Raw genomic sequence first — 25,780 nt, 5'->3', positions numbered from 1 at the left:
TTAAATTATTACTTTCTGCATTTTAACTATTTTACGCTTGCAAATATAAGACAATCTTAAATGATAGCAAACAATATACCTAAATATTTCGATATACAATAACAAAAATATGGGAAATACACGCAATAACAGAACAATATGTCACAAAATTAAGGAAAGTAAAAACTTTTAAGATAATCCAGGATCTGCGAGAAAGCCCCTTTTTTATTTTTAAGAATATTCTAAAGACAGTATAAATTCCTTGAAAATGCTTTTTCGGAAATTTCGAGAAATCAATACAAACCGTAATTTATTTTCAACACACGAAATTCGGTGCGACGGTTTATCTGATTGGCGATTTCCTGCTGATCTTCAGGTAATGCGAGAATATATTCTTCGGTAAGCACATCTCCTTCTTTAAACATCGGATACTTCTGTGCCATTTTTTTGGTTATCGTTTTAGGCTGACTTTCACCGTAACCTTTCGGAGTAAGACGATCTGCCGCAATCCCTCCGGCTATCAAATAATCTACGACAGATTTTGCCCGACGCTCCGACAAATTCAAATTATAAGCATCCGTTCCTTTCATATCGGTATGTGCACCCAACTCGATCGTCACATTCGGATTGTCTTCGAGCATTTTTATCAACTCATCCAACGCTGTCGCCGACTCGGGACGCAATGTAGCCTTATCAAAATCATAAAATATATTTTCGATCAATACCGGTTTCGTTATAGATGCAAGAATAAAGTCGACCGAATAGGTGATATTTTTTTCTTCATCACTAGTACGCATTTCATTTTTGGCATTCAAGAATCCCCGGCATCCGGCCATCATTACATAATCCGTACCTAAACTTAAAGGAAATTTATAAGTTCCGTCCTTACGGGCTATAGCTTTTTGATTAGAACCATCTTTACCGACAATACGGATAATCGCATCCGGAACAGGTTCTTCGTCACGGTCGATAACGACTCCGGTCACCCACACATTGATCGTAGGCAATTCAAAACTATAAATATGGTCATATCCTCGGGCATCATTACGGTTAGAACTGAAAAATCCGGATTCACCCAGTCCGAACGTAATACCGAAATCATCAGAAGGAGAATTGATCGGATATCCCAAATTTTCAATCTGCCAAACCCCATACTCATTCATTTTTGCCTTAAACAGATCAAGCCCCCCCATTCCCGGATGCCCGTCTGATGAAAAATACAGATCTCCGTTTTCACGAATATACGGAAAAACCTCATCTCCCGGAGTATTTATCTGACTCCCCAGATTTTCCACTCCTCCTTTTTCATCATTCAGAGCGATACGCCAAAGATCCTTTCCTCCGTATCCTCCAGGCATATCTGAGGTAAAATACAGATACTCTCCATCAGGCGACACTGCCGGATGTGCAAAAACAGACAACGTATCCCCGGTAATCTCGTATTTTTGCGCAGCACTCCATTTAGCCCCGGAACGCGACGAAGTAAATATCTCGACAGATGTATCCGAATTGGGCTCTCTTCTTGCTTTTGTCAAATACATTGTACTGCCATCGGGACTGAAACTGATAATTCCCTCGTCCAGCTCGGTATTCACCTCCCCTTCTACCAATTCGGGACGCATCCATGCCCCTTTTTCATCCTTTTTTGAAAAGAAAATATCATTATTCTTCACTCCTGTAATATCGCTCTTGTTATTTCCTGAAGCCTTGTCGTTCGTAGAAGAAAAATATAATTGATCATAATCACTTCCCAAAAACATCGGACTACATTCGCTTCTTCTGGAATTAAACAGATTAGCCCGCTTTACAACATAACGTGTCGGCTTAGCCTTTAACTCCACAGCCAATTCACATCCTTTTTTCCCGTTTAATGCCAAAGGATCATCCGGCTTCTTTTCCAAATAAAGGTCATAATTCTTTATCGCATCTTTATATTTGCCCTGCATTTGAAGCGCTCTACCCAAATATAAATAAGCCGTACTATCCGGATAATGGTATCTGATCGCATTTTGATACGCCCCGGCACAACGAGGAGCGGAATTCAACATGCGATAACAAGTTGCCATACGGAATGCTATCTTGCCCCTAAGCGCCCGTTCTTTACGAGGAGAGGTCTTATTATATACTTTACGATATGTCGCTGCGGCGGCGAAATATTCTCCCCGGCGAAATTGTCCGTCGGCCGTGCTCAGTTTTGCACTGTTGCATCCCGTAAACAACCACGCTAATAAAAAAAGAGATAAAGGCACGTATATCCGCTTCAACATCAAATGCAAATTATTTTATAGTTTATACGGCATATTCCGCAAATTATTGTACATCCGCTCCAATTTAATCAGGCAATAACAGAGAACTGTCTCCATAACTTAAAAAACGGAAATCGTGAGACAAAGCATAATCGTATATCTCCCGCCACCTTCCGTCTACAAAAGCCGAGACCAATAATAATAAAGTGCTTTGCGGCTGGTGAAAATTAGTAATCATTCCTCTGACAATCTTAAACGTATATCCCGGAGCAATTATAATTTGCGTAGCTGTTACGAGTTTCGACAGACCTTTTCGGTCTAAATAATCTACAATATTCCGCAACGCTTTCCGATAATCGATCTCCGCCACCGTATCGTCGTAAGGCTGCCATTGTCCGACTTTCAACTCTTCCGGAACAGCATCGGGATTGTACTCTAACGTCCGACCGATATAATAAAGACTTTCCAATGTACGCACCGAAGTTGTTCCTACGGCAATAATCCGACGGTCGGTTTCGGCAAGAGAAGCAATCAATGAACGTTCGACCGAAATAAACTCGGTGTGCATTTCGTGACCTTCGATCGTTTCGCTCTTCACCGGCTTGAATGTCCCCGCCCCGACATGCAACGTCAATTCCAGACACGGAATGCTTTTCTCTTTCAGAGCAGCCAATACATCTTCCGTAAAATGAAGTCCGGCCGTAGGAGCAGCAACAGATCCCTCTATTTTTGAATATACTGTCTGATAAGTCTCCTTATCGCTCTCTTCCGTTTCCCGATTCAAATAAGGGGGAATAGGGAGTTCCCCGATAGCATCGAGCAAAGCAGCAAAAGAGATTTGCGGATTATCCCATGAAAAACGAATCTCAAAACTATTTCCGTACGCATTCAGCCGATCAGCATTTAAAGTCACGGATTTACCCTCTATAATAACCGTCCGGGATAATGTTCCACTTTTCCACTTTTTTAAATTTCCGACCATACATGCCCAAACACATTCCCTGTCGGACTGGAACGACAACAAATAATCATTCGGAGAAAGAGGTTCAAGGCAGAATATTTCGATCAACGCACCTGTCTCTTTCCTGAAATGAAGCCGTGCCTGTATCACTTTCGTGTTATTGAACACCAACAGGCTATTTTCCGGCAACAGATCGGGTAAATGAAAAAACTCGGACTCGGAAACCGAACCAGAACGATATAACAGCAATTTAGAACGGTCTCTTTGCGATAAAGGGAATTTTGCAATGCGCTCATCCGGCAGCGGATAATTGAATTCTTCGATACGTATATCTCGTGTTTTTTGCATAATCTATTGAATATATCTACAAAAATAAGCAACTTTGTGAGATAAACAGATAAAGATATGGTTAAAGTAGGTGATAGAGTACGCTTCCTGAACTCTGTGGGCGGAGGAATCGTAAAAAAAATAAATAAAGATATTGCTTTGGTCGAAGAGGAAGACGGGTTTGAAACTCCCGTACTGTTACGGGAATGCGTAGTGATAGAAGCCGGGAAAAAATACAGCGATCCTGTTCCTGAAAAACGGACTGATTCGCCTCAAATATCCCGGAATATTATTCAAGAAGAGGAAGAAGAAGCAGAAGATGAACTGCCTCTACTCGAAACGCCGGAAGGAGAACGTCTAAACATTTTATTAGCATTCGTACCGGAAGAGCGGAAGAATCTGCAAACCACTTGTTTCGATGCCTATTTAATAAACGACAGCAATTATTTTCTCGATTTTACCTATTCCTGCAAAACGGACGCAGGTTGGCTCGTAAGATACCACGGATCTGTCGAACCCAACATAAAGCTACACCTGGAAACATTCGGAAAAGAGATATTGAACGACCTGGAACGTATCTGCATTCAGGCAATAGCTTATAAAAAAGAAAAAGCATTCAAACAGAAAAATCCTATATCGGTAGAACATCGCATCGACACGGTCAAATTTTATAAACTGCATAGCTTCCGGGAAAATGATTACTTCGATGAAGATGCCTTAATCTTCCCGATCGTACGCAATGATATTCCTGAACGATCATTCATCATAGATCCCGTTGAGATCGAAACTGCCATAAAACAAAAAAAAGATTCGGAAAAACCGGAACGGCAGGCAATCAAAAAGAAACACCGTCCGATAAACGAACCTTTAGAAATAGACCTCCACATTAACGAACTTCTCGATACCACTGCAGGAATGAGTAACTCCGATATACTTCAATATCAACTGCAAAAAGTAAGGGAAATTCTGAATGAACACAAAAACGAGAAAGGCAGAAAAATCATATTTATACACGGCAAAGGCGATGGCGTATTACGCAATGCATTGATAACCGAATTAAGAACAAAATATAAGACTTTCTATTATCAAGACGCATCTTTCCGTGAATACGGATATGGGGCAACCCAAGTTACAATACGTTAAAATATAAACCATTATACATAGAGCGATAGACTTTAATTCTATCGCTCTATATATTGTTATCCTCCGATACTCCCAATTCGTCAAGCATCTTGGGATAATTATTTATAAAGTACTTTGTCAACTTAAACTGGTCAGTCTCTTCATAAGTCACCGATTCGAATCCGTTATTCGTTATGCGGTAAATATCAGCTCCGGGATAAGACAACAATATAGGGGAATGAGTAGCGATGATAAACTGAGACTTGTTGTCCACCAGTTCTTTCATCCGAATCAGCAGTCGGAACTGGCTGGAGATAGACAAAGCCGATTCCGGTTCATCGAATATAAACAAGCCGTTCCCCGACAGTCGATTCTGAACAAGGGCCAGAAAACTCTCACCATGCGAATACTCATGAAGCATACCGCCATAATTTATCATTTGAAATGCACGGCCCGAAATACGATCCAATTCACTGGATACATTATAAAAACTCTCGGCTCTGAGAAAATAGCCGTCTTTATTCCGGTAAGCCGATCTCACCAATTTAAGATCATTGAACAGGCTCGAATGAGAATCATAAGTGTGATAATTCAGATTAGGACTACCTCCTTCCGGATTGAATCCGGCACAAATGGCAAGGGCTTCGATAAAAGTAGATTTTCCTGCCCCGTTTTCTCCGGTAATAAACGTAACGCTTTCCCGGAACTCAAACTCATCCATGTGTAATATAGACGGAATATTATAGGGATATTCGCATCTTTCTTCTATCGGTTTACGATTTATTATACGCTTGATATAAATCATAATAGAATAATTTCGTTTTTGTCACGCTCGACCAAGAAATATCGATAACGAGCGACTCGTATTAATGATCTTTTTTTAAAATGGATTCTAATCTCCGAAACATTTCCAGTTTATAATCCAGTCCGAAATCAGGATCGGATGCCATTTGTCTATATTCAGGATCAATTTCGATAATCTGATTCTTTTCCGATATAGGGTCTGACGGATCATCAAACTCGGCAACCTCGATCTCAAATTCCAACCCCTCTCTAAGTTTCTGAAAAGAACAGATAAACGGGTCGGAACATCCTCCCTCAATACAAAAATAATGCGTATTAATCAGTGCGATAACAGATACTTGTTCTCTTAATGACCCTATCTTATAGGTACGTCCTAAATGCTTGACAATAAATCCCAACATACGATTTACAATTATATAATTCCTTTTTCTTCAAGTTCTCTTTTTAACTCTAAATAGCGTCCTTCCAACTCTTCCCGATTCTTTAATTCTTTGGAGATTATTTGAGAAACCGCCTCTATATCGGTAAATCGCACTTTAATCCGATCACCCTTTTTCATATCTTGAGCTATCCATTTTGTTACACTCTCGGCATCATTACCCCTAACGAGTAAATAAGCCTTATTGCTGTTGAGAGTCATATCTACCGAAACGCTAACACTACCATATTCGACACCCGCATAGATAGGCTCTTCGTTATTTTTTATTATTTCAAATCCTTTCATAATTTCAATTAAATAGGTTTTGGACAATACTATGTTCCTCCCAATAAACAAATATCTTTGCTCTCACTTGCATCATCTTGCAAACATAGCAGAACTATATATCACGGCAACCTCCGTACTTGGAAAAGCATCTCCCAATGAAACAGACAGAACAATCATATAATAACAGCGTCTTTTGTATAAGACAAACTGTTATAATAAATTTTCCTCCTTAAGAATCTTTTCTATCTCACGGAATTTCTCAAGTTTCCAATTCCACTCCAACAATTCATCTTTTTCCTCAATTATATTATTATATTCCGGATCGATCAAAGTATAGCAATCTTCCGATACATCATCAAACTCGGCAACTTCAATTTCAACGTCCAACCCCTCTCGTATTCTTTGCCATGACCCGATTCTTGATCCTGACATATTTCCTCCTTCCAGAATAAACTCATTCCGCTGAATTACCAAAGAGCAGATTATAGTAGCAAAAGAGTCATCAGAGCCAATTTTACATCTTTTCCCTAAATGGGTAATAACAAATCCTTTCATTTTATGAGACCTTTTTCTTCAAGTTCTTTCTTTAACTGCAAATATAATTTTAATAACCCAGTTCTATCTACCGGATAACTTTTAACGGGAGGAGTTACTTCTTCTATCTCGGCAACCTTGATTTTTATCTTATCTCCAAAATCGAGTTTTTTTCTAACCCAAATAAACCTCTGCTGCATAGTATCCTTTCCACTTGCGACAATTTCTTTATCGATATTATCGATGTATAATTCTACTGAAACAATCGAGTCTGAAGAAACAAAGACCGAATCTTCTCCATTGATATTTATTTCAAATCCTTTCATATTATCTCACTTAAGTCTCGGACATATACCCATCCTTTTCAACGAAAAGGATAAATCTATCATAGCATGAATAACTTAATACTACAAAAAACCTTCTTCTTTGAGCAATTTTTCAAGCGCATAATAATCCGCCAAATCTTTAGCCCACATCTCATCGCTTTTTTCCTGATTCGATTTTTCTCTTTCAGGAAAAAACTTCTCAACCGATATCGGCATTGAAGATCGATTAAGTTCAGCTATCTCTATATCAATGACATCACCGGTATTCATCAAGGAATTAAGCCAAGTATAAGAATTCTTTTCCCTATCCACACCCACCAAACTGGCCGCACTCTGTTCCTTCTCACTCTTAGTGCATACCATCAGACTAACTCCAAAATCAGACGAGACATCGATCTCTTCTCCATTAAAAAAGATTTTAAGACCTTTCATTTTAACAGACCTTTTTTTGTTAAACGTTCTTTCAGCTCACTATATCTTCTATACAGATTTTGGCGGTCAACAATTGTGCGCTTTACGGGCAAATCACTTTCTTCCATTTCTGTGGCGACTATTTTGATTTTATCACCGATTGTCAGATCTTGTCTAACCCACCATTGATGCTCTTGCCTTTCAGTGTCCAATCCCGAGACTGTTATACAAAATTTATCACAGGTTTGATCTACAATAATCATAGAAACACCATGCTTTATTGCGATATTCACTTTTTTATCATTAATATAAATAGTAAAACCCTTCATACTTATTTGGTTATTTTAAAGGAATCAATCCCTCTTCGATAAGTTTTTTCTTCAATCTATTATACGAAGCCAACAATAATTGATTTTCCTGCTCCTTATCATTCACATCCCGGATAAAGACAGGCATGGAAACATCAGACTCATCTATATCCTCATACGTTATCGAAAATTTATCTCCGGGTTTAAGATCCTCACTGCACCATTCCGGGAAAAGACCTTGTTCGTCCATACCTCCGAAATGCAATCTCAACACGTCTATATCATTTTTATTCGAAATAATTATTCCCGAACAAGCATTTCTTACAGCCCCCGATATTGTTTTGTCATTCCATTTCAACGTAAAACCTTTCATAATAATCCCCGTTCTTTTATTAACGACTCTAACTGATAAAATTGTTCTAATTTCGAAATAGGCCGTTCTACATCTTTCTTTTTCGTCTCTACCGGCTCTGTCATTTGGTCGGTTTCAACAACTTCAAATTCAAAGATATCGCCCAACTCTATGGGAACTATCGGATACCAAACCCGACCGAGCTGTTCATCATAATCGACACTACCCGCATAAAAAAATGACTCTCCCCGAACATCATGCATATCGACAACTAACAAATCACCATCTTTGACAGCGGCAATCGTATTTTTTCCTTTATAGCTAATTTTTAGACCTTTCATATACTAATAATCAACAAGTAACAATATTCAGAAAATTTTCAAGCACCGAATACATGCAATCCTTTCTCACAAAATTTTATATCAACCCTTCATCCATAAGTTCTTGTTTCATCCGATGATATGATTCCAACAGCTTAAACTCATCGACAACATCGATAAACTCTGCAAATGCAGAAATTTCCGACTCATCTATATCCGTATATTTTATTGAAAGTCGATCTCCGGCTTCAAGAGTTTTCGTACACCATACACAAGAATGTGCCAGTTTATCCATACCGCCAAACTCTAATCTAAAGATATCATTCTTTCCCGTAATAGTTATAGTGGAACATCCGTCCATTGCCCCAGCAAATACCTCACCATTCAATTTTAATATAAAGCCGTTCATAGCAATCCCCTTTTCTTTAATAACGCCTCCAACTTATAGAAACTCTCCAACTTTGAAATCGGAGATTTAATATTTGCTATATCGGTCATAATCGTAGATTCCGTCATACCATCTGACTCAATTACCTTAATATCGATTACATCATCCGGTTTTATCGGTTCATTTGAGAACCAAACCTTCCTGCTTTTCTTACCACGATCTGTACTTCCCGCATAAATAAAAGCCTGTTCTTTACTATCATTAATAAGAATAACTATCGACTCTTCATTTTTAGCAGAAATTGTTGTGGTCACTCCACGATAATTAACTTCAAAACTTTTCATTTTCATTCTATTTTGCCTGTTTATTCACCACTCTATAATATTACAAACGGCTTATTTATGCTTAGCGTAAGGAGTCGATATACAAGTCACATTAAAAAAAATCGTGATAGTATTATCTTCTTTTAGGTCAGAATCATAATAACTCCATAATCCATTATCACGAAATTATAAAGTATCGAACTATCTAAAGTCATATCAGATTCTCTTCTTTTAGAATCTCCTCTAATTTTCTAAATTCCTCAAGTTTGCACTTCAAATTCCAATCAACATCAGCTTTCTGTTTATCTATCATTTCGATATACAGAGGATCGATCTGACAAGTATCTTTATAATTATCAGCGGTAATCGGGATAGAAGCCTCATCAAATTCAGCCACTTCGACATCAAGTTCAATCCCGTCTCTCTGCAATTGAAACGAACTTATGTAAGGCTGTCCACTACTCCCTTCAAGAATAAACTCATTTCTTACCAACGTCACGTTCAACGTAGCATCAGATTCAGAAGAACCGACTTTAAAATTTCGGCCTAAATATTCAACAATAAATCCTATCATCTCTCACTCTTTCCTTCCAATTCTTTTTTAAGAGTATAATATCTCTCTATTAATTCCGCCCTATCAATCGGATAGCGTTCTAATAAAGGATATATCTCCTCATCGACCTTCGTTACTCGTATTTTTATTTTATCTCCCAATTTAAGTTTTCGCTTATGCCATCGAAGGTAATACGACTTCGAATCTATTCCATCTATACACATAATGTCATATCCATGTCCTATATTCATCATTACATGCACCAAATTATCAGAAATTACAGAAATCTCTTCCTCACCATTAATTGCAATCCTGAATCCTAACATATTTATATACTTTGCAAAACATTTGATAATCTTAGAACCTATTTAAATTTTTCCGATAAAATTATGTCCTTAAACTTTTTTTAGAATCTCCTCTCGAACTGTTTTCTCATTCTTGTACGTCACGTAATCCCCAACATCCTTGAAAACATCTCTAAAAAAGACCTTATGCAAAATTTAGACAGATTTTTAAAATGCCGATAACCACCGAGTGATAAGATCTATAAATTTATAAAAAGAATACATAGATACTAAAATGGCTATTTTGTTTTATTTTTATTTAACAATAAAACCTTAAAGATATTGCATTATCCAACGCAATCAATAAAATACAGAAGATTACAAATAAAACTGATAAAAAGAAAAGATTTTCAAATGATTATTCAAATTTTATAACAACTATATTCATAAAATTCTTTACCGTTTTCGGCAATTCCCGAATTCCATTTCTGCATGCCGCATTTTTCACATAAACGAACAGAGGCCTTATTGGAAGCATACATGCGGGCAAGTACACATTTCGCTTTTAATGAAGCAAATGCATAATTTATCAATCCTCGGCATATTTCCGTTCCATACCCTTTTCCCCAATAAACAGAGTCTAAGAGCCTGTCTAAATTTTCCAATTAGAAAATATTATCAGGTCATTTTTGTGTTTTCTTCCGGTCTTTTTTCCCGTTTTTACTCGTCAGATAGCCCGCTATCCTCCTCATAAAAACAGAAAAACATCCTCGAAAGAAATTCTCAAAACTGACCCGAGCAAAATTTAGACGAACTATATAAATATACAATTAAAAAGAGGACAAAACTTTCACTCAACCTCATTTTAGTTGATGGGAAGATATAAATCCGTCCACATAAGGAGTATCGGATTTTATTACAGCGAAAGCCTGTCTGACGAGCTTGTTGGCAACGGCTATGAGAGCCACCTTAGAGGGTTTTCCGTTTGCCTTCAATCTTTCGTAGCACTCTTTACATGCGGAGTTTCCACGCAATGCCGACCACGAGGCCACATAAAGCAAAGATCGTAAGTTCGCGTCACCATTGCGGTTTATCCCCCCTTTGACGTACACGGACGTTCCTGATTGCTGGTAGGTGGGACATATCCCAATGAAACGGGAAACCTGCTTGGCATTGTCAAAACAGGCGAAAGCGCCGGTTGCCACTATCAGGGCCGTAGCCAAGGAGATCCCGATCCCTTTGATGGATGTGAGGAGTCTGAGCTGTCTGTCAAACTCGGACGAAGCCAGATCTGCAAGCTCGGATTCCAAAGCCTTTATTTGAGCGGCCAAAAAAGAAATGGTCTTGTCCAGAGCTTTCATCCCATTCCTGTCTTGAAAAGGGAGTACTACAAGAGAGCATTTCAGATTCCTGCTTGCCGTGAGCTGTTTCTTCAACTGCCTAATGATCGTCTTCTTCTGTTTCAGGAGCATGAGGGTTTCGGAAGGCATCTTGTAAGCGGGAGGATTCATCTTCTCCCCATACATGGCGATCAGGCAGGCGTCTTTGGTGTCGGTCTTTGTGACGGTCATCATCATACGAGAGAAGTGCTTGATTTGTTTAGGGTTCACCATACTGGCGGCTATTCCCTGCCGGTCAAGCAAGTATAGGAGAAGAAAACCGTAGTTTCCGGTGGCTTCCATCACACAATGATGCTCGGATACACAAAGCGATCCGATAAAACTCCTGATCCCTTTTACGGTGTTGGGGTAAGTACGGGTTCGATATCCCGATACGGTCGGATAAGCGGCTACAAAACAGCTCTTGCCGATGTCGATTCCAATGTAAGTCATAACGTCTTTTTTTTGTGTTGAATACATCCTGTAACCTATCGTCGCTAACTCGGGATCAAAACTCCCAACGAACTATCCAGATTTCAGATGTAAAGACATGGGGACGGAACGTCTAAAACGGCTTCTTGAACCTCTGGCTCTTCGGTCTTGATCCATGTCTATTCAAAGTTATTTATATTTATAACAAGAGTGCAAATGTACGACAGGCTCTAAAATATACCCTAATTCAAAAATTCTATTTTCCCGATCGAAAGAAAACAATCCAGCCTCACCGATAACCACTCCCGAATCCTTAAGCTCAACTATAAAAATACCGTATCCATAAGAATAGCTTTTATTTATCCGGGAATATTTATCCCTAAGCTCGAATATCGTCCAATCATATCTACCGTCAGAAATATACCTCATATTCTTCTCCTGTGTATAGATAGAGAACATAATATCCAAATCTCCTTCTACCACATCCCTGACAACCAACCGATTTGTTTCAAATCTGGCCATGAGAAAATATCAATGAGTATCCCGAACAATAAGATCTTTCATACCCGAAGTCATTGTAACTTGCGTATTTACAGAATCGACTGCATAAATAAAATAAGCATTCAATTGCAACTTTTCTGCTAATTGCAGACTTTTATCAATCCCCATAACCATGAAAGCCGTAGCATAAGCATCGGCAGTCATGCAATCGGGTGCAATCACCGTAGCGCTGAGTAAAGAATGCTGAACAGGATATCCGCTGACCGGATCTATCGTATGAGCTACCTTTTTACCGTTTTCATATCTGAAATTACGATAATTACCCGAAGTTGCCATTGCCCCATCGCAAATTGCCACAATTTCTTCTATTTCACCCATTACACTTTCACTATCTTCTTCAGGCTTATTGATTCCCACCTGCCAGCACTCGCCTTTGGGATTACGCCCTTTACCGACCAACTCGCCACCGATTTCCACCAAGAAATTCTCAATACCTTTCGACTCTAAAAGTTCAGCAACAACATCAACGGCATATCCCTTGGCTATTGCCGAAAAATTAAGAGACATACGCCGATCTTGTTTTATCACCTTCCCATTATCTAAAGAGATCTTATCCATCCCGACAAATTGAAGCAAGCTGTCTATATCGTGTGACGATAACGAATACCCTTGCTTAAATCCGAATCCCCAAGCATTGATCAAAGGCGATACCGTAGGATCGAAAGCTCCGTCCGTCTGCGTCCAGATTTCCTGAGAACGACGAAAGACATTGACAAACCATTCATTCAGAACTACGGTAGAATCGTTCTCATTTACCCGAGTTATAGCCGATGTTTCATTAAACGGAGAGAGTGTCGCATCAAAAAGATGCAACTCATCTTCTATTTCCGCTTGCAAATCCGAATCATACTGATAAGTTATGTGATAAATCGTATTGAAGATAATTCCTTCGTTCTGCTGATAAACAGTTTCTTTCGTCTGTTTTGTTTCCCGATATATTGTCACTATGGCAAAAACGACAAGAAACAGTATGCATGCAACCAATCCTCTCTTATTTTTCATCTGATAAATTATTTATCCGGCAGAAACCCGGCAAAAAGATACTTTTACTGAAAAAATAAATGTTCTATTAATATTTTAGTTCCGATCAAAATCAAAATAACTCCGCCCAGCATTTCCGCTCCATGTTTCAACCGTTTCCCACAGTATCTGCCCAAATAAAGGGCTATCATAGAGCAAGCAAAAGTAACTCCGATAATAATAGCTGTAGGCGCAAACATATTCATGCTCAAAAATGCAAATGATACCCCGACTGCCAATGCATCGATACTTGTCGCAACCGACAAACCGAGTAAAGTCTTTGTCTTTGCAGGATTGAAACAACAGGGTGTCTCTTCGTCTTTAGAACGCCCCTCACGAATCATATTTATACCGAGTATGAGCAACACTCCGAAAGCGACCCAATGATCATAATCTTGTATATATTTCTGAAATTCTCTCCCGATACACCAGCCGATCAAAGGCATAGCTCCCTGAAATATAGCTAAGAAAGAAGCTATTTTTAATACCGAAGACATTCGAAAAGGCTTTAACACCACCCCTGAAGTCACCGATACGGCAAAACTGTCCATCGAAAGCCCGATTGCCAATATTAGTAATTCAAAAATACTCATCCGATCATTTCTTGTTTAAATGTTCCCGGGCATATTGCATCACATTTGCAGGAGGCCGCTGATTTTTTAACTCCTCCGCCATATAATCCATGTAAGGCATCACATGTGCATAATATTTCTGTAACCCGGTGCAAAGATAGTTCAATCCCGGTTCTCCCGTTGCAGTTTTCAAGATTCTATTTTTAGGACATTCGCCATTGCATAAACTCAAAAAACGGCATTCTCGGCACTGCCGAGGCAAAGAACTCTGCTTGGCATTGCCAAATGCCATTTGCTCAGGAGATAACATCATACTTACCAAAGTATCCGTCTTTATATTTCCTCGCTTATATTCAGGAAAGACAAAATGATCGCAAGCATACACGTCGCCGTTATACTCCATAGCTGCCGCATGTCCGCAAGTCTTCCCGTAAATGCAAACTCCCGGAGCTGCTCCTACGACGCCCGCCAACGTAGCATCGAACATTTGTACAAAATAACGTCCCACATCATTGCAAACCCATTCATCGAAAATATCACAATAAAACTGGCCGTAATCCAACGGATCGACACACCAAGGGGGCATTTCCGTATCCGGAAATTCGCCCGGAGGAAGCAATTCCAGCCCATCGGGACGATCTCCCCAACGCTCTACAATAGGAGAAAACTGCATATAGCGGCTTCCTATTTCTTTAAAAAAACGATATGTTTCCAACGCATAATGAGCATTATAATCGTTGACGACCGACAAAGTATTAAATTCGACTTGGTGCTTCTGCAACAGCTCGACTCCTTTCATCACCCGAACAAAAGTGCCTCTTCCTCCTTTATCTTTACGATAACGGTCATGCACATGTTCGGGTCCATCGATAGAAATACCGACAAGAAAATCATTCTCTTTAAAGAAACGACACCACTCATCATTGAGCAGAATTCCATTGGTTTGTATCGAGTTGACGACAGGACGTCCTCCTGCATAACGTTTTTGTAAAGCAACAGCTTTCCGGAAAAAATCAAGGCCTCTCAACAATGTTTCACCGCCATGCCACGTAAACAATACTTCCGGTGTAGTCTGGCAATTGATATATTCCTCCGTAAATTTTTCCAGCATTTCATCCGTCATCCGATTAGAGCGTTGTCCCCGGTAAAGTTCTCCCTTTTCCAGATAGTAACAATAACTGCAATCGAGATTACACATTGCCCCTACCGGTTTCGCCATAACATATATCGGATAATCCAAAGGATTATACGCAATTGTTTTTCCCATGTACTATTCCTCTTCTTTGAGGGTCAAAGATAGCAATTTGTTATAATATTAACCGAAAACCGCATTCAAAACAGCACCGATCTTCTATAAATTCTATTTTTGACGAGCAAAATAATTGAACCGATAACTAAACTGCAACATAAAATAACGGGGCTGGGTACTATAAGCAATATCCTCGATATAATTAGACCGGACAATGCGGGACACGGATATTCTCTGATTCAATAGATCGAATCCTTTCAAGCTGATCGTCCCTTGTTTTTTCTTAAACACCGATACATTGAATTGTGCCCCCAAAAGATGTTGCGGACGATCAAATCCATCTGTATATCCAGTTTTAAAATTATAATCATAATCAAGCAATAATGTAATATCTCGAGGAAAACGTATCTCGATATTTCCGCCATTGCTTATATCGAATGCATTGACATTCATATTCGACTGAAGCGAATACTTTGCCGTATTATATCGTATAAGGCTTTTTATCCCTACTTCCAACCACTCATTCGTATAAGTAACACGTAAACGTTCTTGCAGCCGCATTTCATTACTGATACTTTTTTCTCCCAACAAATCCTTATCCGATAAAAAACTTATGCCCCTACTATAATTTCCGGTCGTATAAGAGCTCAATCGGAAATAGGGGTTTAACGGCATACTGTACATAAAATTAAAATAGCCGTCACAAACACCGTTTACATTGATCGGCATTGTTTTCTGTACTCCTTCTTCTATATATTCGGTACGGTTCGTTATGGAATTCTGTTTGAAATTCATACCCATGTTCAGAACGATAGTCCGCTGTGTAACTTTATTATAATCATTATACCTGAGCCTGAAACGGGTAGTAAAGGATTGTTTCAAATCGGGATTACCTACTCTCAAATTATTCGGATTGGCATCATCGACAATAGGCTGCAACTGAGAGGGAGATGGTTGCTGGCTATTTCCCCAAACATCGACTCTCAAAATCCTCTCTTTACTGAACGGACAGACAAAATTTACATAAGGCGCTATATTGAAACTTTTGTTTGCAATCGTATAAAACAAGGTATCAGCTCTAAAACTGGAACTTCTCATATCGGTAGGTTCTAATGTCGCACCGATTCTTAGATTTATTTTTTTCCAAAATTTTCGAATTCCCGCTTCTATCCGATGAATGTAAAAAATGTTCTTGGAACGGTCGGTCTGATTCGGAGATAATTCAAACTCTCCCGTTTCTCTATCCATGCTTTCTGTACGCCTATCTTCTTCCGAATTATTTCGCTGGAACTGATACGATACATTTATCTGCCACGTAGGAGATAGAGGTTCGGTATAATAAAAACGGACACGATAATCATTTCGGCTTATATCTCTATTCATGAGTTGATAAGTGGGCTCAGGCTTTTGCATCTCCGAACCATTTTTAAATTTCCACTTATCCGTACGGCTATCTGAATCAATATTCGTATTTGAACGCGTTCCCGAAACTTCGACTGAGAAATTTCTTCCTCGTTTATCAAAATTATGCCCGTACGAAAGAGTTCCCTGCAAATAATAGTTTTTCTCTTTCGCCCAATAATCTACATAGGAACTATCGAGTAACATCGTATCTCCTTTTAACGTTTTATAATCAGCCCATTCTTTACGGTTACCATCCCCCCAAACGATATTAGGACGAAAATACAAACGGTTCTTCTTATCTATCTGATATTCCCATTTCCAATTTGTACGGAATTGCGTAGATTTATTATTATTCCATTGATTCCGATACAAGGTATTAAATCCCGACGTTTGAAAATTCTCACGGTAAAGAGAACGAGATTCATCTTGATTGAAATTCGCTACAAAAATATTCCCGTTCAGTTTCATTTTTCCATCAAGATAACGATCGGCATAATTGACCCCACCCATGTGCGTACGCATAATTCCCCGTCCAGTACGGGCTGCCTGAGACGCTTGAGCAGCAACTTGAGAAGGGATGCCTTTCAACATATCCGAAAAGCCCATATTATTCGTATTGTTCGATCCGCCGAGTACGGTCAACTGCGTCTCTTTCGAAAACTTATTAACCAAGGCATTCGCTTCATACTTTTCTTGAGTTCCGCCTCCGGCAAGAGCCGTACCGAACACCCCTCGTTTCTTATCCCGTTTTACCTTCAAATTAATAATATACTGCCTGTTTCCATCATCGATTCCGGTCAACTCTTCCATATCCGACTTTTTCTCTACAACTTGTAAACGTTCGATCATATCGACCGGCAGATTTTTCGTCGCAACCTTAGGATCATTACCAAAAAACTCTTTACCGTCCACCATCACTTGAGTTATTTCCTGTCCGTTTACCAGAATCTTCCCTTCCTCATCGATTTCTACACCCGGAAGTTTTTTGAGCAAATCCTCGATAACGGCATTTTTCGTCGTTCTAAATGCTGTCGGCGAATACTCCAACGTGTCGTTGTTAACCATCACTCCCGGTTGTTTTCCTACAACGACAGCCTCCTTTAATTGCGTATCGGCCGAAGACATTATTAATTGTCCCAAATCGATCTTATCCGAAAGAGCTTTAATTTCGATATTTTTATAAACAGGCTGATACCCCAAATACGTAACATGAATAAAATATTTCCCGGTAACAAGTCCAGACAGCTTAAATAGTCCGTCTTTATCCGAAGCCGTACCCGATACAAAAGTACTGTCCGGCAAACGAGAGAGACGTACGGTCGCCATCTCGACCGGTATCTCCAATGAGGCATCGAATAAGATACCTTTAACCTCCGCATCTTTAGAAAATACAGAAAACGGTATAAACAAAAAAAACAATATGATCCAATATTCTATATAATGGCGTGTTCGTATCATGGAAATTTATGTGTATGTGTGTGTTATTATTATGCGTATCTTATATAATCCGAATCAGAAAGGTCTCATTCCACCGCCCGGAGGTCTGAGTCCTCCCCTCTCTCTCATCATACCTGGAGGAGGACCGTCGGGTCTTCCCGATCGTTGCTGTCTTTTTCCCATCGTATTGAAACGATAAGAGAAATAAAGCATACAATAACTGGACAATGTATTATATTCTACATCTTGAATATAGTTTCCGGTCGCTGTTCTGGAAATATTGGAAACTTGTTTCAAAATATCGTATATCTTAAACATAAGAGTAGCCTGTTTCCCTTTTAAAAATTGCCACGAAGCTTGTGCATTCCACATCCACTGATTCCGGTCATAGCCGGCAGAATACCCCGAACTTCCCGAATAACGAAGATCCGTGCCGATCGTTATATTCCCCGGTATATAGAAGGAGAGATCCATTCCTCCTCCAAAGTTCATAGTCTGTTGTCTCTCTCGGCTCTGAATACTGTTTCCGGTAAGAGCATACGAATAATTTCCGGTTATTCCTACATCAAACAAATCGGAATTATAATTCAATCCCATGTTTTCATACACGTTCACTGTCCTCGAAATATTTCTTTCGCTCTCTTTCCCTCCGGTATTCACAAAACCTATATTATGATTATATGACGTGTTCGTCATGGTATTAAAGCGAAACTTTTTATTCTTAAACGGCATATTATACATTACCATGCCATTTACATTCCAAACGCCGTTTACATTAACCGGCATAGTCGTTTGAACTCCGGTATTGTTATCATAAGTCGTCTGATTGACAATGCTGTTCAAAGTAAAGCTTCCGTTCACAAAAGCCATTAATCCCCGCTGCTTTTCGGGTTCGAAGGAGTTATATCGCAACCTGAAATTATTACTGTATGACGGATTTAAATCGGGATTACCTTTACTGATTCTCAATGGATTCGTAATATTTTGTACCGGCTGCAATTGGCTGACGCTCGGCTGCCGGGTTCTTCCCCGATATTCAAGATTAAGGCTTTTCTGCTTACTGATACGATATGCGGCATTGAACAGCGGAGAATAATTAAATACCATTTTACCCGGCACATCCCGTGCATGATCCATGAGATTTTCCGACTCCGAACTGGACGGGTTCATATCGAATCCGACATTGTATCTAAATTTGGGATATGTTCCTCTCAATCCTACACTGATGCGATGCGACTGAAAAACATTCCGAAAACGATTGCTGTACAGCGAATCTAATTGCAACTCTCCAGAACCGTCAGTCGGTATATTATAAGCCATTCGGTCGGCATTACTATAATTGTAGTTATAGTTATAAGCAAATGTCAAAAAATGATTTTTAAATATCGGCTCTACATAAGTTACTCTCACGCCAAAACTTCCGCCCCAACTACGGTTATCATCTTGTTGATCTACGACACTGACACTATCATTCAGATAGAACCGGTTTCTACTGTAGCTCATCCCGTCTTCTTCATTTCTGTTAGAGCTGAAATTAAAAGAGAAAGTCATCTGCCGTCCTTGTTTAGACCGGAAACGACGGCTCAAGCTCAAACGACCGGAAAAATTATATCCGTGACCATCACTCGATGATAACATCTCCCCACTATTGATGCTGTCACGCAGGCTCTCCTCTTCATCCGAATGTCCCCCTAACGTAGCAGATGTACTGTGATTATACATTTTCGATTTATTATAACCGAAAGTCGGCATAAATTCCAATACGGTAAGTGTGTCTATTTCCCAATGCAAACGAAAATTCATATTTATATTATGACTTTTCGTATTGTATGTTTTCTCCGAATTATCATAAGAAATACTGTCTTTCAGAAAATTTTGCTGTTCGCTTTTTTGCCATACATCGTTATTTGAATAACCGTATCGGATATCTCCCCCAAAACGTAACTGATCGGTTTTACCCATATTGAAATTAGCACCCGTAGTAGTAGATGTCGTCGTTCCCTTTCCTCCGCCACCGCCAAAACGACGAGAACTTCCCGAAAACATCGACGCACCCATATCTCCCGCACCCATATTTCCGGTATTATTAGTTCCTCCTAAAAACGAAATTTGAGTCTCATCCACCAATCGGTTCAGCATTCCGTTGAATTCATATCGCTTATCAGTACCCGCGCCACCTGTTACATGTCCGAACCAACCTTTTTTCATCCCCTTCTTTACGGTCAGATTAATAATGGTTTCATCTTCTCCGTCATCTACTCCGGAAAAACGGGCTTCGTCCGACTTCCGGTCTATCACCTGCAATTTTTCTATAATATTAGCCGGGAGATTTTTAGATGCAACTTTAGGATCATCCGAAAAAAACTCTTTACCGTCCAACAATATTTTCTTAACCTCTTTTCCCTGAGCTTTTATCTTTCCGTCTTTATCGACCTCTACTCCGGGAAGTTTTTTCAAAAGATCCTCGATAACCGCATTGGGTTGCGTTTTAAACGATCCGGCATTATACTCCACAGTATCTTCTTTCGTGACAATGTCCGGAACTTTTCCGACAACAACAGCTTCTTTCAGCTCTATATTCGCCGGCTCCATCACAACAGTCCCCAAAGAGACAGAAGAATCTTGAACAGAAAATTTCGCTGATTTAGAAATTGTTTTATATCCCAAATAAGAAAACACGATTTTATAATTTCCCGGAATTATCTTCGACAACAAAAAGTGTCCGTTCTTCTCCGTAACGCTACCGGTAACCATAGTACTGTCTTTCTGCGTCACAAGTTTGACCACAACCGCTTCCATCGGCTGCCCCGACTCATCTTTCACGAGCCCCTTAACCGATATTTTTCCTATTCGTGTATTTTGCGCCACCTTTTCAGAAGACTGAGATTGCTGAGCTGTCACAGAAACAATCATCAATAAACAGAGTAAAGCCGCGATTAATCTTTTCCTCTTCATCATTTATTCATTCACGAAACACATATTATCATTTTATAATGTGTAGTATGTAGTTATTGTATTGTGTAGAATCGTGATCTTCTTAAACTAAAAATTTCCTTACCCGCACCAATCTCCTCACAAAAGAATCAATTCTGAATTATTGGACAAAAATACAATATAAAGGTTTAAAAAAGCCCGTCTAAATTTTCCGACAAAAAAATATTATCAGGTCATTTTTGTGTTTTTTCCGGTCCATAACGATGTCGAGGATATCGGTACGCCTCCCTACGACTATTTATGAGGATTCCCCTCAAACTTCACCCGTACAAAATTTAGACAGACTTTTACAAGATATAGCAAAATCAATGAGAAGAGAGATAATCCCTCATATTAGCCAGAACTTTTTGAGACAAGCGCTCAATACTTTGTATCGATTTGCCAGAAATATAAGGCGTATAAAGCACATTAGGAAAGCCATTTAGTCTATCTTGCAAACCTCCCATACCCGTTGCATCACACAAATAGAAACTATCCGGACAATTTCTCAGCCAATTACAAATCGCCTCCGTTTGAAAAGTCTGACCCACTGATGTGTTTACCAATATTTTGCCATTTCCCATTAATTCAAATTCCTTTTCACCCAATATATAATTATTACGAGGCAAACAAGTACAAACGATTTCTACATCTGCAAGCAATTCTTCTAACGGTCTATAGACTATACCGACTTTCTCTGCTTCAGGTTTTCGAGTTTTGCTATAATAACTAACGTATGCACCTAAAAACGACAATGCATCGGCGATCATTCTGCCAGTCTTTCCTAAACCGACAATCCCGATTTTACGTTGCGTCAGCTCGGTACTCTCCTTCAACCACCGTACCCCTCCGAAACCGTGTAACAAACGAACTAACTCACAAATTACATACTCGACAACCCCCTCATCTCCATAATCTTTCACACCTAATACAGTAATGCCTCTCCTATATGCTTCTATGACATCAACATTGCAACTACTCGGATCATAAAGCGTACAGCACATGCCTATATAACGAATATTAGGACAAGCATCAAGAACAGCACGTGTAATTAATGTTCTAAAGGAAACCAACAAGCAATCAGCATTACCAATGCGATCAATAATCTCTTTTTCTTGAAGAGGAAAATCATGATACATAAAAACTTCTTCTCCTAAAGAATGCAATTGTTCAAGAGCAGAAGCATTTAATAAAGTTTCATCAACTCCGACTATTTTCTTAAATTTCATAATCACAGCTATTTTTTTAAATAGTTTTTAATAAAAAGACAAGTAAAGATATGATATTTCATACTATACTCATCTTTAGTTACAATCTCTGAAGAAAATTTTTTATACAATTTTTCCCAAAATCAAATTTATCAAATACTATTTAGAAAACCAAACTGCAATATTCTTTCCATAATCTACATTTCTTCTCGTTTCTTTGTTGTATCTTTACCGGCAAATAATCAAAAACAAGAATTCACAATCAGATCTCGAATTTTATGATGAAAGATTTTATACAGATACTCAGACGTTTTGTTCCTCCCTATAAAAAATATCTGTTCTTAAATATTTTCTTTAATATATTTTCTACCGTTTTAAGTTTATTCTCCTTTGCTTTGATCATCCCGATTCTGGAGATTTTGTTCAAAATGAAAGAGATCTCCTATAATTTTATTCCATGGGAAACAGCGGGCATGGATTTGAAAGATATAGCGATAAACAACTTTTATTGGTTTATTACCGAACAGATAAATATGCATAGCGAGGCATGGGCTTTAATGATATTAGGTACTTTTCTGGTTGTCATGACATTTGCCAAAACATGTACCAGCTATTTAAGTTCATACTTCATGATACCGATCCGTTCAGGTGTCGTTCGGGATATCCGCACATTCGTATTCAAAAAAGTAGTAAGCCTGCCGATCGGGTTCTTTACAACCGAACGAAAAGGTGACGTTATGTCGAGAATGACAGGAGATGTAGCCGAAATAGAAAATTCTATCATGGCTTCATTGGACATGATGTTTAAAAATCCGATCATGATTATCATCTATTTGGTTACCATGTTCGCCATAAGCTGGCAGTTGACTATTTTCGTTTTAATCTTACTGCCTGTCGCCGGATTTGTAATGGGACAAATCGGGAAAAAACTAAAACGGACATCTCTTGAAGCACAGCAACAGTGGGGTGGTTTAATGTCCCAAATCGAAGAAACTCTCGGAGGTTTGCGTATCATCAAAGCTTTCAATGCAGAGCATAAGATTTTAGACCGATTTATCAAATCGAACAATAAATTTTTCAAAATTACGAACCGGATCAGCCGAAGGCAAGCAATGGCTCATCCCATGAGCGAATTTTTGGGAACTTGCACTATCGCCATCGTCCTCTGGTATGGAGGTTCTTTAATTCTATCGGGCGATAATACGATAAGTGCTGCTGATTTCATTTACTATTTAGTTATATTTTATAGCATTATCAACCCGGCAAAAGATTTGTCAAAAGCGGCTTATGCCGTTCAGCGAGGACTTGCATCTATGCAACGAGTCGATAAAATCTTATCGGCAGAAAACCCTATCAAAAGTCCTGCCAACCCGGTACGCATCGACTCGCTCAACGACAAAATCGAATATCGTGACATATCATTCAAATACAATACCGACTGGGTTATCAAAGATGTTAACTTGACCATAAAAAAAGGACAGACCGTCGCCCTTGTGGGACAATCAGGTTCTGGAAAGTCAACAATGGCCGATTTACTGCCACGATTTTATGATGTAGAAAAAGGAGGAATATTCATTGATGGAGTCAATATTAAAGATATGGCAGTATTCAATCTTCGCGAAATGATGGGAAACGTCAATCAAGAAGCGATACTGTTCAACGATTCTTTTTATAATAATATCACTTTCGGAGTAGAACATGCAACTAAAGAGCAAGTGATAGAAGCGGCAAAAATAGCCAATGCTCACGATTTTATCATGGCAACGGAAGAACAATATAACACTAATATCGGAGACAGAGGATGCCGTCTTTCCGGAGGACAACGCCAACGGATCAGCATAGCCAGAGCCATTCTTAAAAATCCTCCGATTTTGATATTGGACGAAGCGACATCTGCCCTCGATACCGAGTCGGAACGGTTGGTACAGGAGGCTCTGGAAAATTTGATGAAAAACCGAACGACTTTAGTTATAGCTCATAGGTTATCTACCATTAAAGACGCTGATCTGATATGTGTCATGCATGAAGGAAAGATCGTAGAATCGGGACGTCATGATGAACTGATAGCTCTTAACCGCTATTATAAGCGATTGGTCGATATGCAAAAATTCTGATAAAAACCAAAGTAAAAATTGTTATTACAGTAGAAATCGATACTTTTGCAGTAAGAGTATATGAAACGGAAATACAGATATATCGTAGTTTTGATAATAGCTATATTGGTAAGCAGTATGGCTGGTATTACGAATGCTGTTCTGAATTCGAAAATACAGGACTCCATAGCTGTTTCTCAAGATACTCCGCTCCATAATACTCATACAACCATCGATGTATTGACTCATCACACGCCATACATCCTTACTTCCCACGAACACTTTCCGTCTTTTCTGTTTCAATGCGGATCGAAATTCCAGACTACATACCGAGCAGATGCTCTACATCTGCAAACATGTTTATACACAGCTTATAAAAAAAGACTGCAAGAGAATGCCCAATACTTTTCTCAACTGAGAAGTGACGGACATTATCTTTATGCTCTTTGTCAAATGCGTATTTAGAGTTTATTTTTATTTTGTTTTTGAAGTAATTTATTTGATGTACTTTTTTGTTTGTTATTCGATAACTGCAAGTTCTGGAAATAGAGATTCTATTAATCTTCTATTGCAGATATAGTTTTTTGGATATACGATTTATACATCATGATATTCATTCCCCTTTTGGATATCTATAAAACAATTATAAAAATAAACTCTAATTATATTAAAAATGGAAACAAACGAAAAAAAAGAATTTATCAACGATAATATCATTTACAAGAAAACTCTCTCTATTTCAGGGATTATTTATTTAGCAATAGCAATAGCGATATTTTTCGGAAATACACTTATACAAGGTGACAATACTTCATTAAAAATGGCTATAATGATTGCCGGATCTGTTTTTGTGATTATAGGTCTCGTGAAAGTCATGGCCGGAAAAAAGAAAATTATATATAAGGCGAACGGATGTCCGATGAAAAAATGCGATTTGTATTTCGACAACCATGAAATGCACCGATTGCAGCAATCATTGGAAAACAAACAATTTGACGTATTGCCTAAATTAAAGCCCGCAGAAGGAAATAAAGCAGGAATCAAGCTCAATTTATTCATTTCTGAAGACAAAAAATATGCATCGGCACAAGTGTTACAGTTCATTCCGTTCGATTATGAACCGGTTTCCGCTCCTATCAGTTTTTACGATGAAGATGTAGTAGCCTTGACTCAAGCTATACCAGACAGCAAATAAGCTAATATGATTACTATAAAATAAACCATAAAATCGGGGCAAGGGAATTTAAAATTCCCTTGCCCCGATTTTATAACTAATCCTTTAGAGCCTGTCTAAGTTTTGCTCGGGTCAGTTTTGAGTGTTTCTTTCGAGGATGTTTTTCTGTTTTTACGAGGAGGATAGCAGGCTATCTGACGAGGGGAAACGGGAAAAAGACCAGAAGAAAACACCAAAATGACCTGACAATATTTTTTATTGGAAAATTGAGACAGGCTCTTAATAGATAAAACATACAGCAACAACCCTTCATTTTTCTTTATATAGTCTTAAA

Annotated in this window: 28 protein-coding genes; 4 read left to right on the top strand and 24 right to left on the bottom strand. The window is 38.8% G+C overall.

All coding sequences use genetic code 11. The annotated features are described in order from the left end of the window. Window positions 1-272: 272 nt before the first annotated feature. Window positions 273-2,246: an OmpA family protein gene (locus Q0093_RS03380; RefSeq protein WP_297928440.1), complete on the bottom strand. Its 1,974-nt coding sequence runs from the start codon at window positions 2,244-2,246 to the stop codon at window positions 273-275. 64 nt (window positions 2,247-2,310) lie between these two features. Then, entirely contained in the window at window positions 2,311-3,537 is a 1,227-nt protein-coding gene (locus tag Q0093_RS03375) for an S-adenosylmethionine:tRNA ribosyltransferase-isomerase (protein WP_297928482.1), read from the bottom strand. Between the two features lie 54 nt (window positions 3,538-3,591). Between Q0093_RS03375 and Q0093_RS03370 the strand changes: the two genes are divergently transcribed. Further along, on the top strand, window positions 3,592-4,656 hold the full coding sequence (locus tag Q0093_RS03370; RefSeq protein WP_297928439.1) for a DUF2027 domain-containing protein: 1,065 nt from the start codon (window positions 3,592-3,594) through the stop codon (window positions 4,654-4,656). 46 nt (window positions 4,657-4,702) lie between these two features. On the opposite strand, the gene Q0093_RS03365 is transcribed toward Q0093_RS03370, so the two are convergent. From Q0093_RS03365 to Q0093_RS03260, 22 genes are all read right to left on the bottom strand, one after another. Then, the gene (locus Q0093_RS03365) at window positions 4,703-5,440 is read right to left on the bottom strand and encodes an AAA family ATPase (protein WP_022390817.1); all 738 of its coding nucleotides are present in this window, start codon (window positions 5,438-5,440) and stop codon (window positions 4,703-4,705) included. A gap of 61 nt (window positions 5,441-5,501) precedes the next feature. After that, entirely contained in the window at window positions 5,502-5,840 is a 339-nt protein-coding gene (locus tag Q0093_RS03360; RefSeq protein WP_297304104.1) for a hypothetical protein, read from the bottom strand. Between the two features lie 11 nt (window positions 5,841-5,851). Continuing rightward, window positions 5,852-6,163, bottom strand: a complete 312-nt coding sequence (locus Q0093_RS03355; RefSeq protein ID WP_294176620.1) for a hypothetical protein — start codon at window positions 6,161-6,163, stop codon at window positions 5,852-5,854. Between the two features lie 192 nt (window positions 6,164-6,355). Further along, window positions 6,356-6,700 carry a hypothetical protein gene (locus tag Q0093_RS03350; protein WP_297928438.1) on the bottom strand — a complete coding sequence of 115 codons (345 nt, stop codon included), beginning with the start codon at window positions 6,698-6,700 and terminating at the stop codon, window positions 6,356-6,358. Further along, window positions 6,697-7,005: a hypothetical protein gene (locus Q0093_RS03345; protein ID WP_297928437.1), complete on the bottom strand. Its 309-nt coding sequence runs from the start codon at window positions 7,003-7,005 to the stop codon at window positions 6,697-6,699. The genes Q0093_RS03350 and Q0093_RS03345 overlap by 4 nt, the downstream gene beginning before the upstream one ends. 81 nt (window positions 7,006-7,086) lie before the next feature. Next, window positions 7,087-7,437, bottom strand: a complete 351-nt coding sequence (locus tag Q0093_RS03340; protein WP_297928436.1) for a hypothetical protein — start codon at window positions 7,435-7,437, stop codon at window positions 7,087-7,089. Then, window positions 7,434-7,745: a hypothetical protein gene (locus tag Q0093_RS03335; protein WP_297928435.1), complete on the bottom strand. Its 312-nt coding sequence runs from the start codon at window positions 7,743-7,745 to the stop codon at window positions 7,434-7,436. The genes Q0093_RS03340 and Q0093_RS03335 overlap by 4 nt, the downstream gene beginning before the upstream one ends. A 10-nt stretch (window positions 7,746-7,755) precedes the next feature. Continuing rightward, window positions 7,756-8,097: a hypothetical protein gene (locus tag Q0093_RS03330; protein ID WP_294176628.1), complete on the bottom strand. Its 342-nt coding sequence runs from the start codon at window positions 8,095-8,097 to the stop codon at window positions 7,756-7,758. Beyond that, complete coding sequence (locus Q0093_RS03325; RefSeq protein WP_297928434.1) at window positions 8,094-8,417, bottom strand: hypothetical protein; 324 nt, start codon at window positions 8,415-8,417, stop codon at window positions 8,094-8,096. The genes Q0093_RS03330 and Q0093_RS03325 overlap by 4 nt, the downstream gene beginning before the upstream one ends. 76 nt (window positions 8,418-8,493) lie before the next feature. Next, the gene (locus Q0093_RS03320) at window positions 8,494-8,805 is read right to left on the bottom strand and encodes a hypothetical protein (RefSeq protein WP_297928433.1); all 312 of its coding nucleotides are present in this window, start codon (window positions 8,803-8,805) and stop codon (window positions 8,494-8,496) included. Next, window positions 8,802-9,128 carry a hypothetical protein gene (locus tag Q0093_RS03315; protein ID WP_297928432.1) on the bottom strand — a complete coding sequence of 109 codons (327 nt, stop codon included), beginning with the start codon at window positions 9,126-9,128 and terminating at the stop codon, window positions 8,802-8,804. Before Q0093_RS03315 ends, Q0093_RS03320 begins: the two co-directional genes overlap by 4 nt. Window positions 9,129-9,318: 190 nt before the next feature. Next, window positions 9,319-9,681 (bottom strand): hypothetical protein, encoded by a 363-nt coding sequence (locus tag Q0093_RS03310; protein ID WP_297304112.1) that lies wholly within the window; start codon window positions 9,679-9,681, stop codon window positions 9,319-9,321. After that, window positions 9,678-9,986 (bottom strand): hypothetical protein, encoded by a 309-nt coding sequence (locus Q0093_RS03305; RefSeq protein ID WP_297928431.1) that lies wholly within the window; start codon window positions 9,984-9,986, stop codon window positions 9,678-9,680. Before Q0093_RS03305 ends, Q0093_RS03310 begins: the two co-directional genes overlap by 4 nt. 380 nt (window positions 9,987-10,366) lie before the next feature. Beyond that, window positions 10,367-10,609 carry a GNAT family N-acetyltransferase gene (locus tag Q0093_RS03300; RefSeq protein ID WP_297928430.1) on the bottom strand — a complete coding sequence of 81 codons (243 nt, stop codon included), beginning with the start codon at window positions 10,607-10,609 and terminating at the stop codon, window positions 10,367-10,369. Window positions 10,610-10,804: 195 nt separating this feature from the next. Next, window positions 10,805-11,776, bottom strand: coding sequence for an IS110 family transposase (locus tag Q0093_RS03295; RefSeq protein ID WP_297928429.1), 972 nt, complete (start codon window positions 11,774-11,776; stop codon window positions 10,805-10,807). A gap of 168 nt (window positions 11,777-11,944) precedes the next feature. Continuing rightward, entirely contained in the window at window positions 11,945-12,277 is a 333-nt protein-coding gene (locus Q0093_RS03290; protein ID WP_297928428.1) for a GNAT family N-acetyltransferase, read from the bottom strand. Window positions 12,278-12,286: 9 nt separating this feature from the next. After that, window positions 12,287-13,318 carry an FAD:protein FMN transferase gene (locus Q0093_RS03285; protein ID WP_297928427.1) on the bottom strand — a complete coding sequence of 344 codons (1,032 nt, stop codon included), beginning with the start codon at window positions 13,316-13,318 and terminating at the stop codon, window positions 12,287-12,289. A 44-nt stretch (window positions 13,319-13,362) separates the two neighbouring features. Further along, entirely contained in the window at window positions 13,363-13,929 is a 567-nt protein-coding gene (locus tag Q0093_RS03280) for a manganese efflux pump MntP family protein (protein WP_294176637.1), read from the bottom strand. Between the two features lie 4 nt (window positions 13,930-13,933). After that, the gene (locus Q0093_RS03275) at window positions 13,934-15,175 is read right to left on the bottom strand and encodes an anaerobic sulfatase-maturation protein (protein ID WP_297928426.1); all 1,242 of its coding nucleotides are present in this window, start codon (window positions 15,173-15,175) and stop codon (window positions 13,934-13,936) included. A 93-nt stretch (window positions 15,176-15,268) separates the two neighbouring features. Continuing rightward, window positions 15,269-18,019, bottom strand: coding sequence for an outer membrane beta-barrel protein (locus Q0093_RS03270; RefSeq protein WP_297928425.1), 2,751 nt, complete (start codon window positions 18,017-18,019; stop codon window positions 15,269-15,271). Between the two features lie 54 nt (window positions 18,020-18,073). Next, a complete protein-coding gene (locus Q0093_RS03265) occupies window positions 18,074-20,956 on the bottom strand; it encodes a TonB-dependent receptor (RefSeq protein ID WP_297928424.1) in 2,883 nt (960 codons plus the stop codon). A gap of 341 nt (window positions 20,957-21,297) precedes the next feature. After that, complete coding sequence (locus Q0093_RS03260; RefSeq protein WP_297928423.1) at window positions 21,298-22,200, bottom strand: NAD(P)-dependent oxidoreductase; 903 nt, start codon at window positions 22,198-22,200, stop codon at window positions 21,298-21,300. Between the two features lie 260 nt (window positions 22,201-22,460). Here Q0093_RS03260 and Q0093_RS03255 point away from each other — a divergent pair, with 260 nt between their 5' ends. From Q0093_RS03255 to Q0093_RS03245, 3 genes are all read left to right on the top strand, one after another. After that, window positions 22,461-24,293, top strand: coding sequence for an ABC transporter ATP-binding protein (locus tag Q0093_RS03255; RefSeq protein ID WP_294176776.1), 1,833 nt, complete (start codon window positions 22,461-22,463; stop codon window positions 24,291-24,293). Window positions 24,294-24,353: 60 nt separating this feature from the next. Beyond that, a complete protein-coding gene (locus Q0093_RS03250) occupies window positions 24,354-24,737 on the top strand; it encodes a hypothetical protein (RefSeq protein ID WP_294176645.1) in 384 nt (127 codons plus the stop codon). A gap of 208 nt (window positions 24,738-24,945) precedes the next feature. Next, on the top strand, window positions 24,946-25,467 hold the full coding sequence (locus tag Q0093_RS03245; RefSeq protein WP_294176647.1) for a hypothetical protein: 522 nt from the start codon (window positions 24,946-24,948) through the stop codon (window positions 25,465-25,467). Window positions 25,468-25,780 lie beyond the last annotated feature (313 nt).

It is taken from the genome of uncultured Coprobacter sp. (genome assembly GCF_947855755.1).
GTDB lineage: Bacteria > Bacteroidota > Bacteroidia > Bacteroidales > Coprobacteraceae > Coprobacter.
The sequence above is the reverse complement of the archived record's forward strand: the minus strand, read 5'-3'. Positions and strand labels throughout refer to the sequence as shown.

What these genes read in the sequence shown, in the direction of transcription:
- Q0093_RS03245 (WP_294176647.1), top strand. Translation starts at nt 24,946, where the DNA reads ATGGAAACAAACGAAAAAAAAGAATTTATCAACGATAATATCATTTAC.
- Q0093_RS03340 (WP_297928436.1), bottom strand. Translation starts at nt 7,437, where the DNA reads ATGAAAGGTCTTAAAATCTTTTTTAATGGAGAAGAGATCGATGTCTCG.
- Q0093_RS03355 (WP_294176620.1), bottom strand. Translation starts at nt 6,163, where the DNA reads ATGAAAGGATTTGAAATAATAAAAAATAACGAAGAGCCTATCTATGCG.
- Q0093_RS03280 (WP_294176637.1), bottom strand. Translation starts at nt 13,929, where the DNA reads ATGAGTATTTTTGAATTACTAATATTGGCAATCGGGCTTTCGATGGAC.
- Q0093_RS03345 (WP_297928437.1), bottom strand. Translation starts at nt 7,005, where the DNA reads ATGAAAGGATTTGAAATAAATATCAATGGAGAAGATTCGGTCTTTGTT.
- Q0093_RS03360 (WP_297304104.1), bottom strand. Translation starts at nt 5,840, where the DNA reads ATGTTGGGATTTATTGTCAAGCATTTAGGACGTACCTATAAGATAGGG.
- Q0093_RS03295 (WP_297928429.1), bottom strand. Translation starts at nt 11,776, where the DNA reads ATGACTTACATTGGAATCGACATCGGCAAGAGCTGTTTTGTAGCCGCT.
- Q0093_RS03315 (WP_297928432.1), bottom strand. Translation starts at nt 9,128, where the DNA reads ATGAAAAGTTTTGAAGTTAATTATCGTGGAGTGACCACAACAATTTCT.
- Q0093_RS03270 (WP_297928425.1), bottom strand. Translation starts at nt 18,019, where the DNA reads ATGATACGAACACGCCATTATATAGAATATTGGATCATATTGTTTTTT.
- Q0093_RS03365 (WP_022390817.1), bottom strand. Translation starts at nt 5,440, where the DNA reads ATGATTTATATCAAGCGTATAATAAATCGTAAACCGATAGAAGAAAGA.
- Q0093_RS03260 (WP_297928423.1), bottom strand. Translation starts at nt 22,200, where the DNA reads ATGAAATTTAAGAAAATAGTCGGAGTTGATGAAACTTTATTAAATGCT.
- Q0093_RS03305 (WP_297928431.1), bottom strand. Translation starts at nt 9,986, where the DNA reads ATGTTAGGATTCAGGATTGCAATTAATGGTGAGGAAGAGATTTCTGTA.
- Q0093_RS03285 (WP_297928427.1), bottom strand. Translation starts at nt 13,318, where the DNA reads ATGAAAAATAAGAGAGGATTGGTTGCATGCATACTGTTTCTTGTCGTT.
- Q0093_RS03250 (WP_294176645.1), top strand. Translation starts at nt 24,354, where the DNA reads ATGAAACGGAAATACAGATATATCGTAGTTTTGATAATAGCTATATTG.
- Q0093_RS03350 (WP_297928438.1), bottom strand. Translation starts at nt 6,700, where the DNA reads ATGAAAGGATTTGTTATTACCCATTTAGGGAAAAGATGTAAAATTGGC.
- Q0093_RS03370 (WP_297928439.1), top strand. Translation starts at nt 3,592, where the DNA reads ATGGTTAAAGTAGGTGATAGAGTACGCTTCCTGAACTCTGTGGGCGGA.
- Q0093_RS03325 (WP_297928434.1), bottom strand. Translation starts at nt 8,417, where the DNA reads ATGAAAGGTCTAAAAATTAGCTATAAAGGAAAAAATACGATTGCCGCT.
- Q0093_RS03310 (WP_297304112.1), bottom strand. Translation starts at nt 9,681, where the DNA reads ATGATAGGATTTATTGTTGAATATTTAGGCCGAAATTTTAAAGTCGGT.
- Q0093_RS03380 (WP_297928440.1), bottom strand. Translation starts at nt 2,246, where the DNA reads ATGTTGAAGCGGATATACGTGCCTTTATCTCTTTTTTTATTAGCGTGG.
- Q0093_RS03275 (WP_297928426.1), bottom strand. Translation starts at nt 15,175, where the DNA reads ATGGGAAAAACAATTGCGTATAATCCTTTGGATTATCCGATATATGTT.
- Q0093_RS03335 (WP_297928435.1), bottom strand. Translation starts at nt 7,745, where the DNA reads ATGAAGGGTTTTACTATTTATATTAATGATAAAAAAGTGAATATCGCA.
- Q0093_RS03320 (WP_297928433.1), bottom strand. Translation starts at nt 8,805, where the DNA reads ATGAACGGCTTTATATTAAAATTGAATGGTGAGGTATTTGCTGGGGCA.
- Q0093_RS03255 (WP_294176776.1), top strand. Translation starts at nt 22,461, where the DNA reads ATGAAAGATTTTATACAGATACTCAGACGTTTTGTTCCTCCCTATAAA.
- Q0093_RS03265 (WP_297928424.1), bottom strand. Translation starts at nt 20,956, where the DNA reads ATGATGAAGAGGAAAAGATTAATCGCGGCTTTACTCTGTTTATTGATG.
- Q0093_RS03330 (WP_294176628.1), bottom strand. Translation starts at nt 8,097, where the DNA reads ATGAAAGGTTTTACGTTGAAATGGAATGACAAAACAATATCGGGGGCT.
- Q0093_RS03290 (WP_297928428.1), bottom strand. Translation starts at nt 12,277, where the DNA reads ATGGCCAGATTTGAAACAAATCGGTTGGTTGTCAGGGATGTGGTAGAA.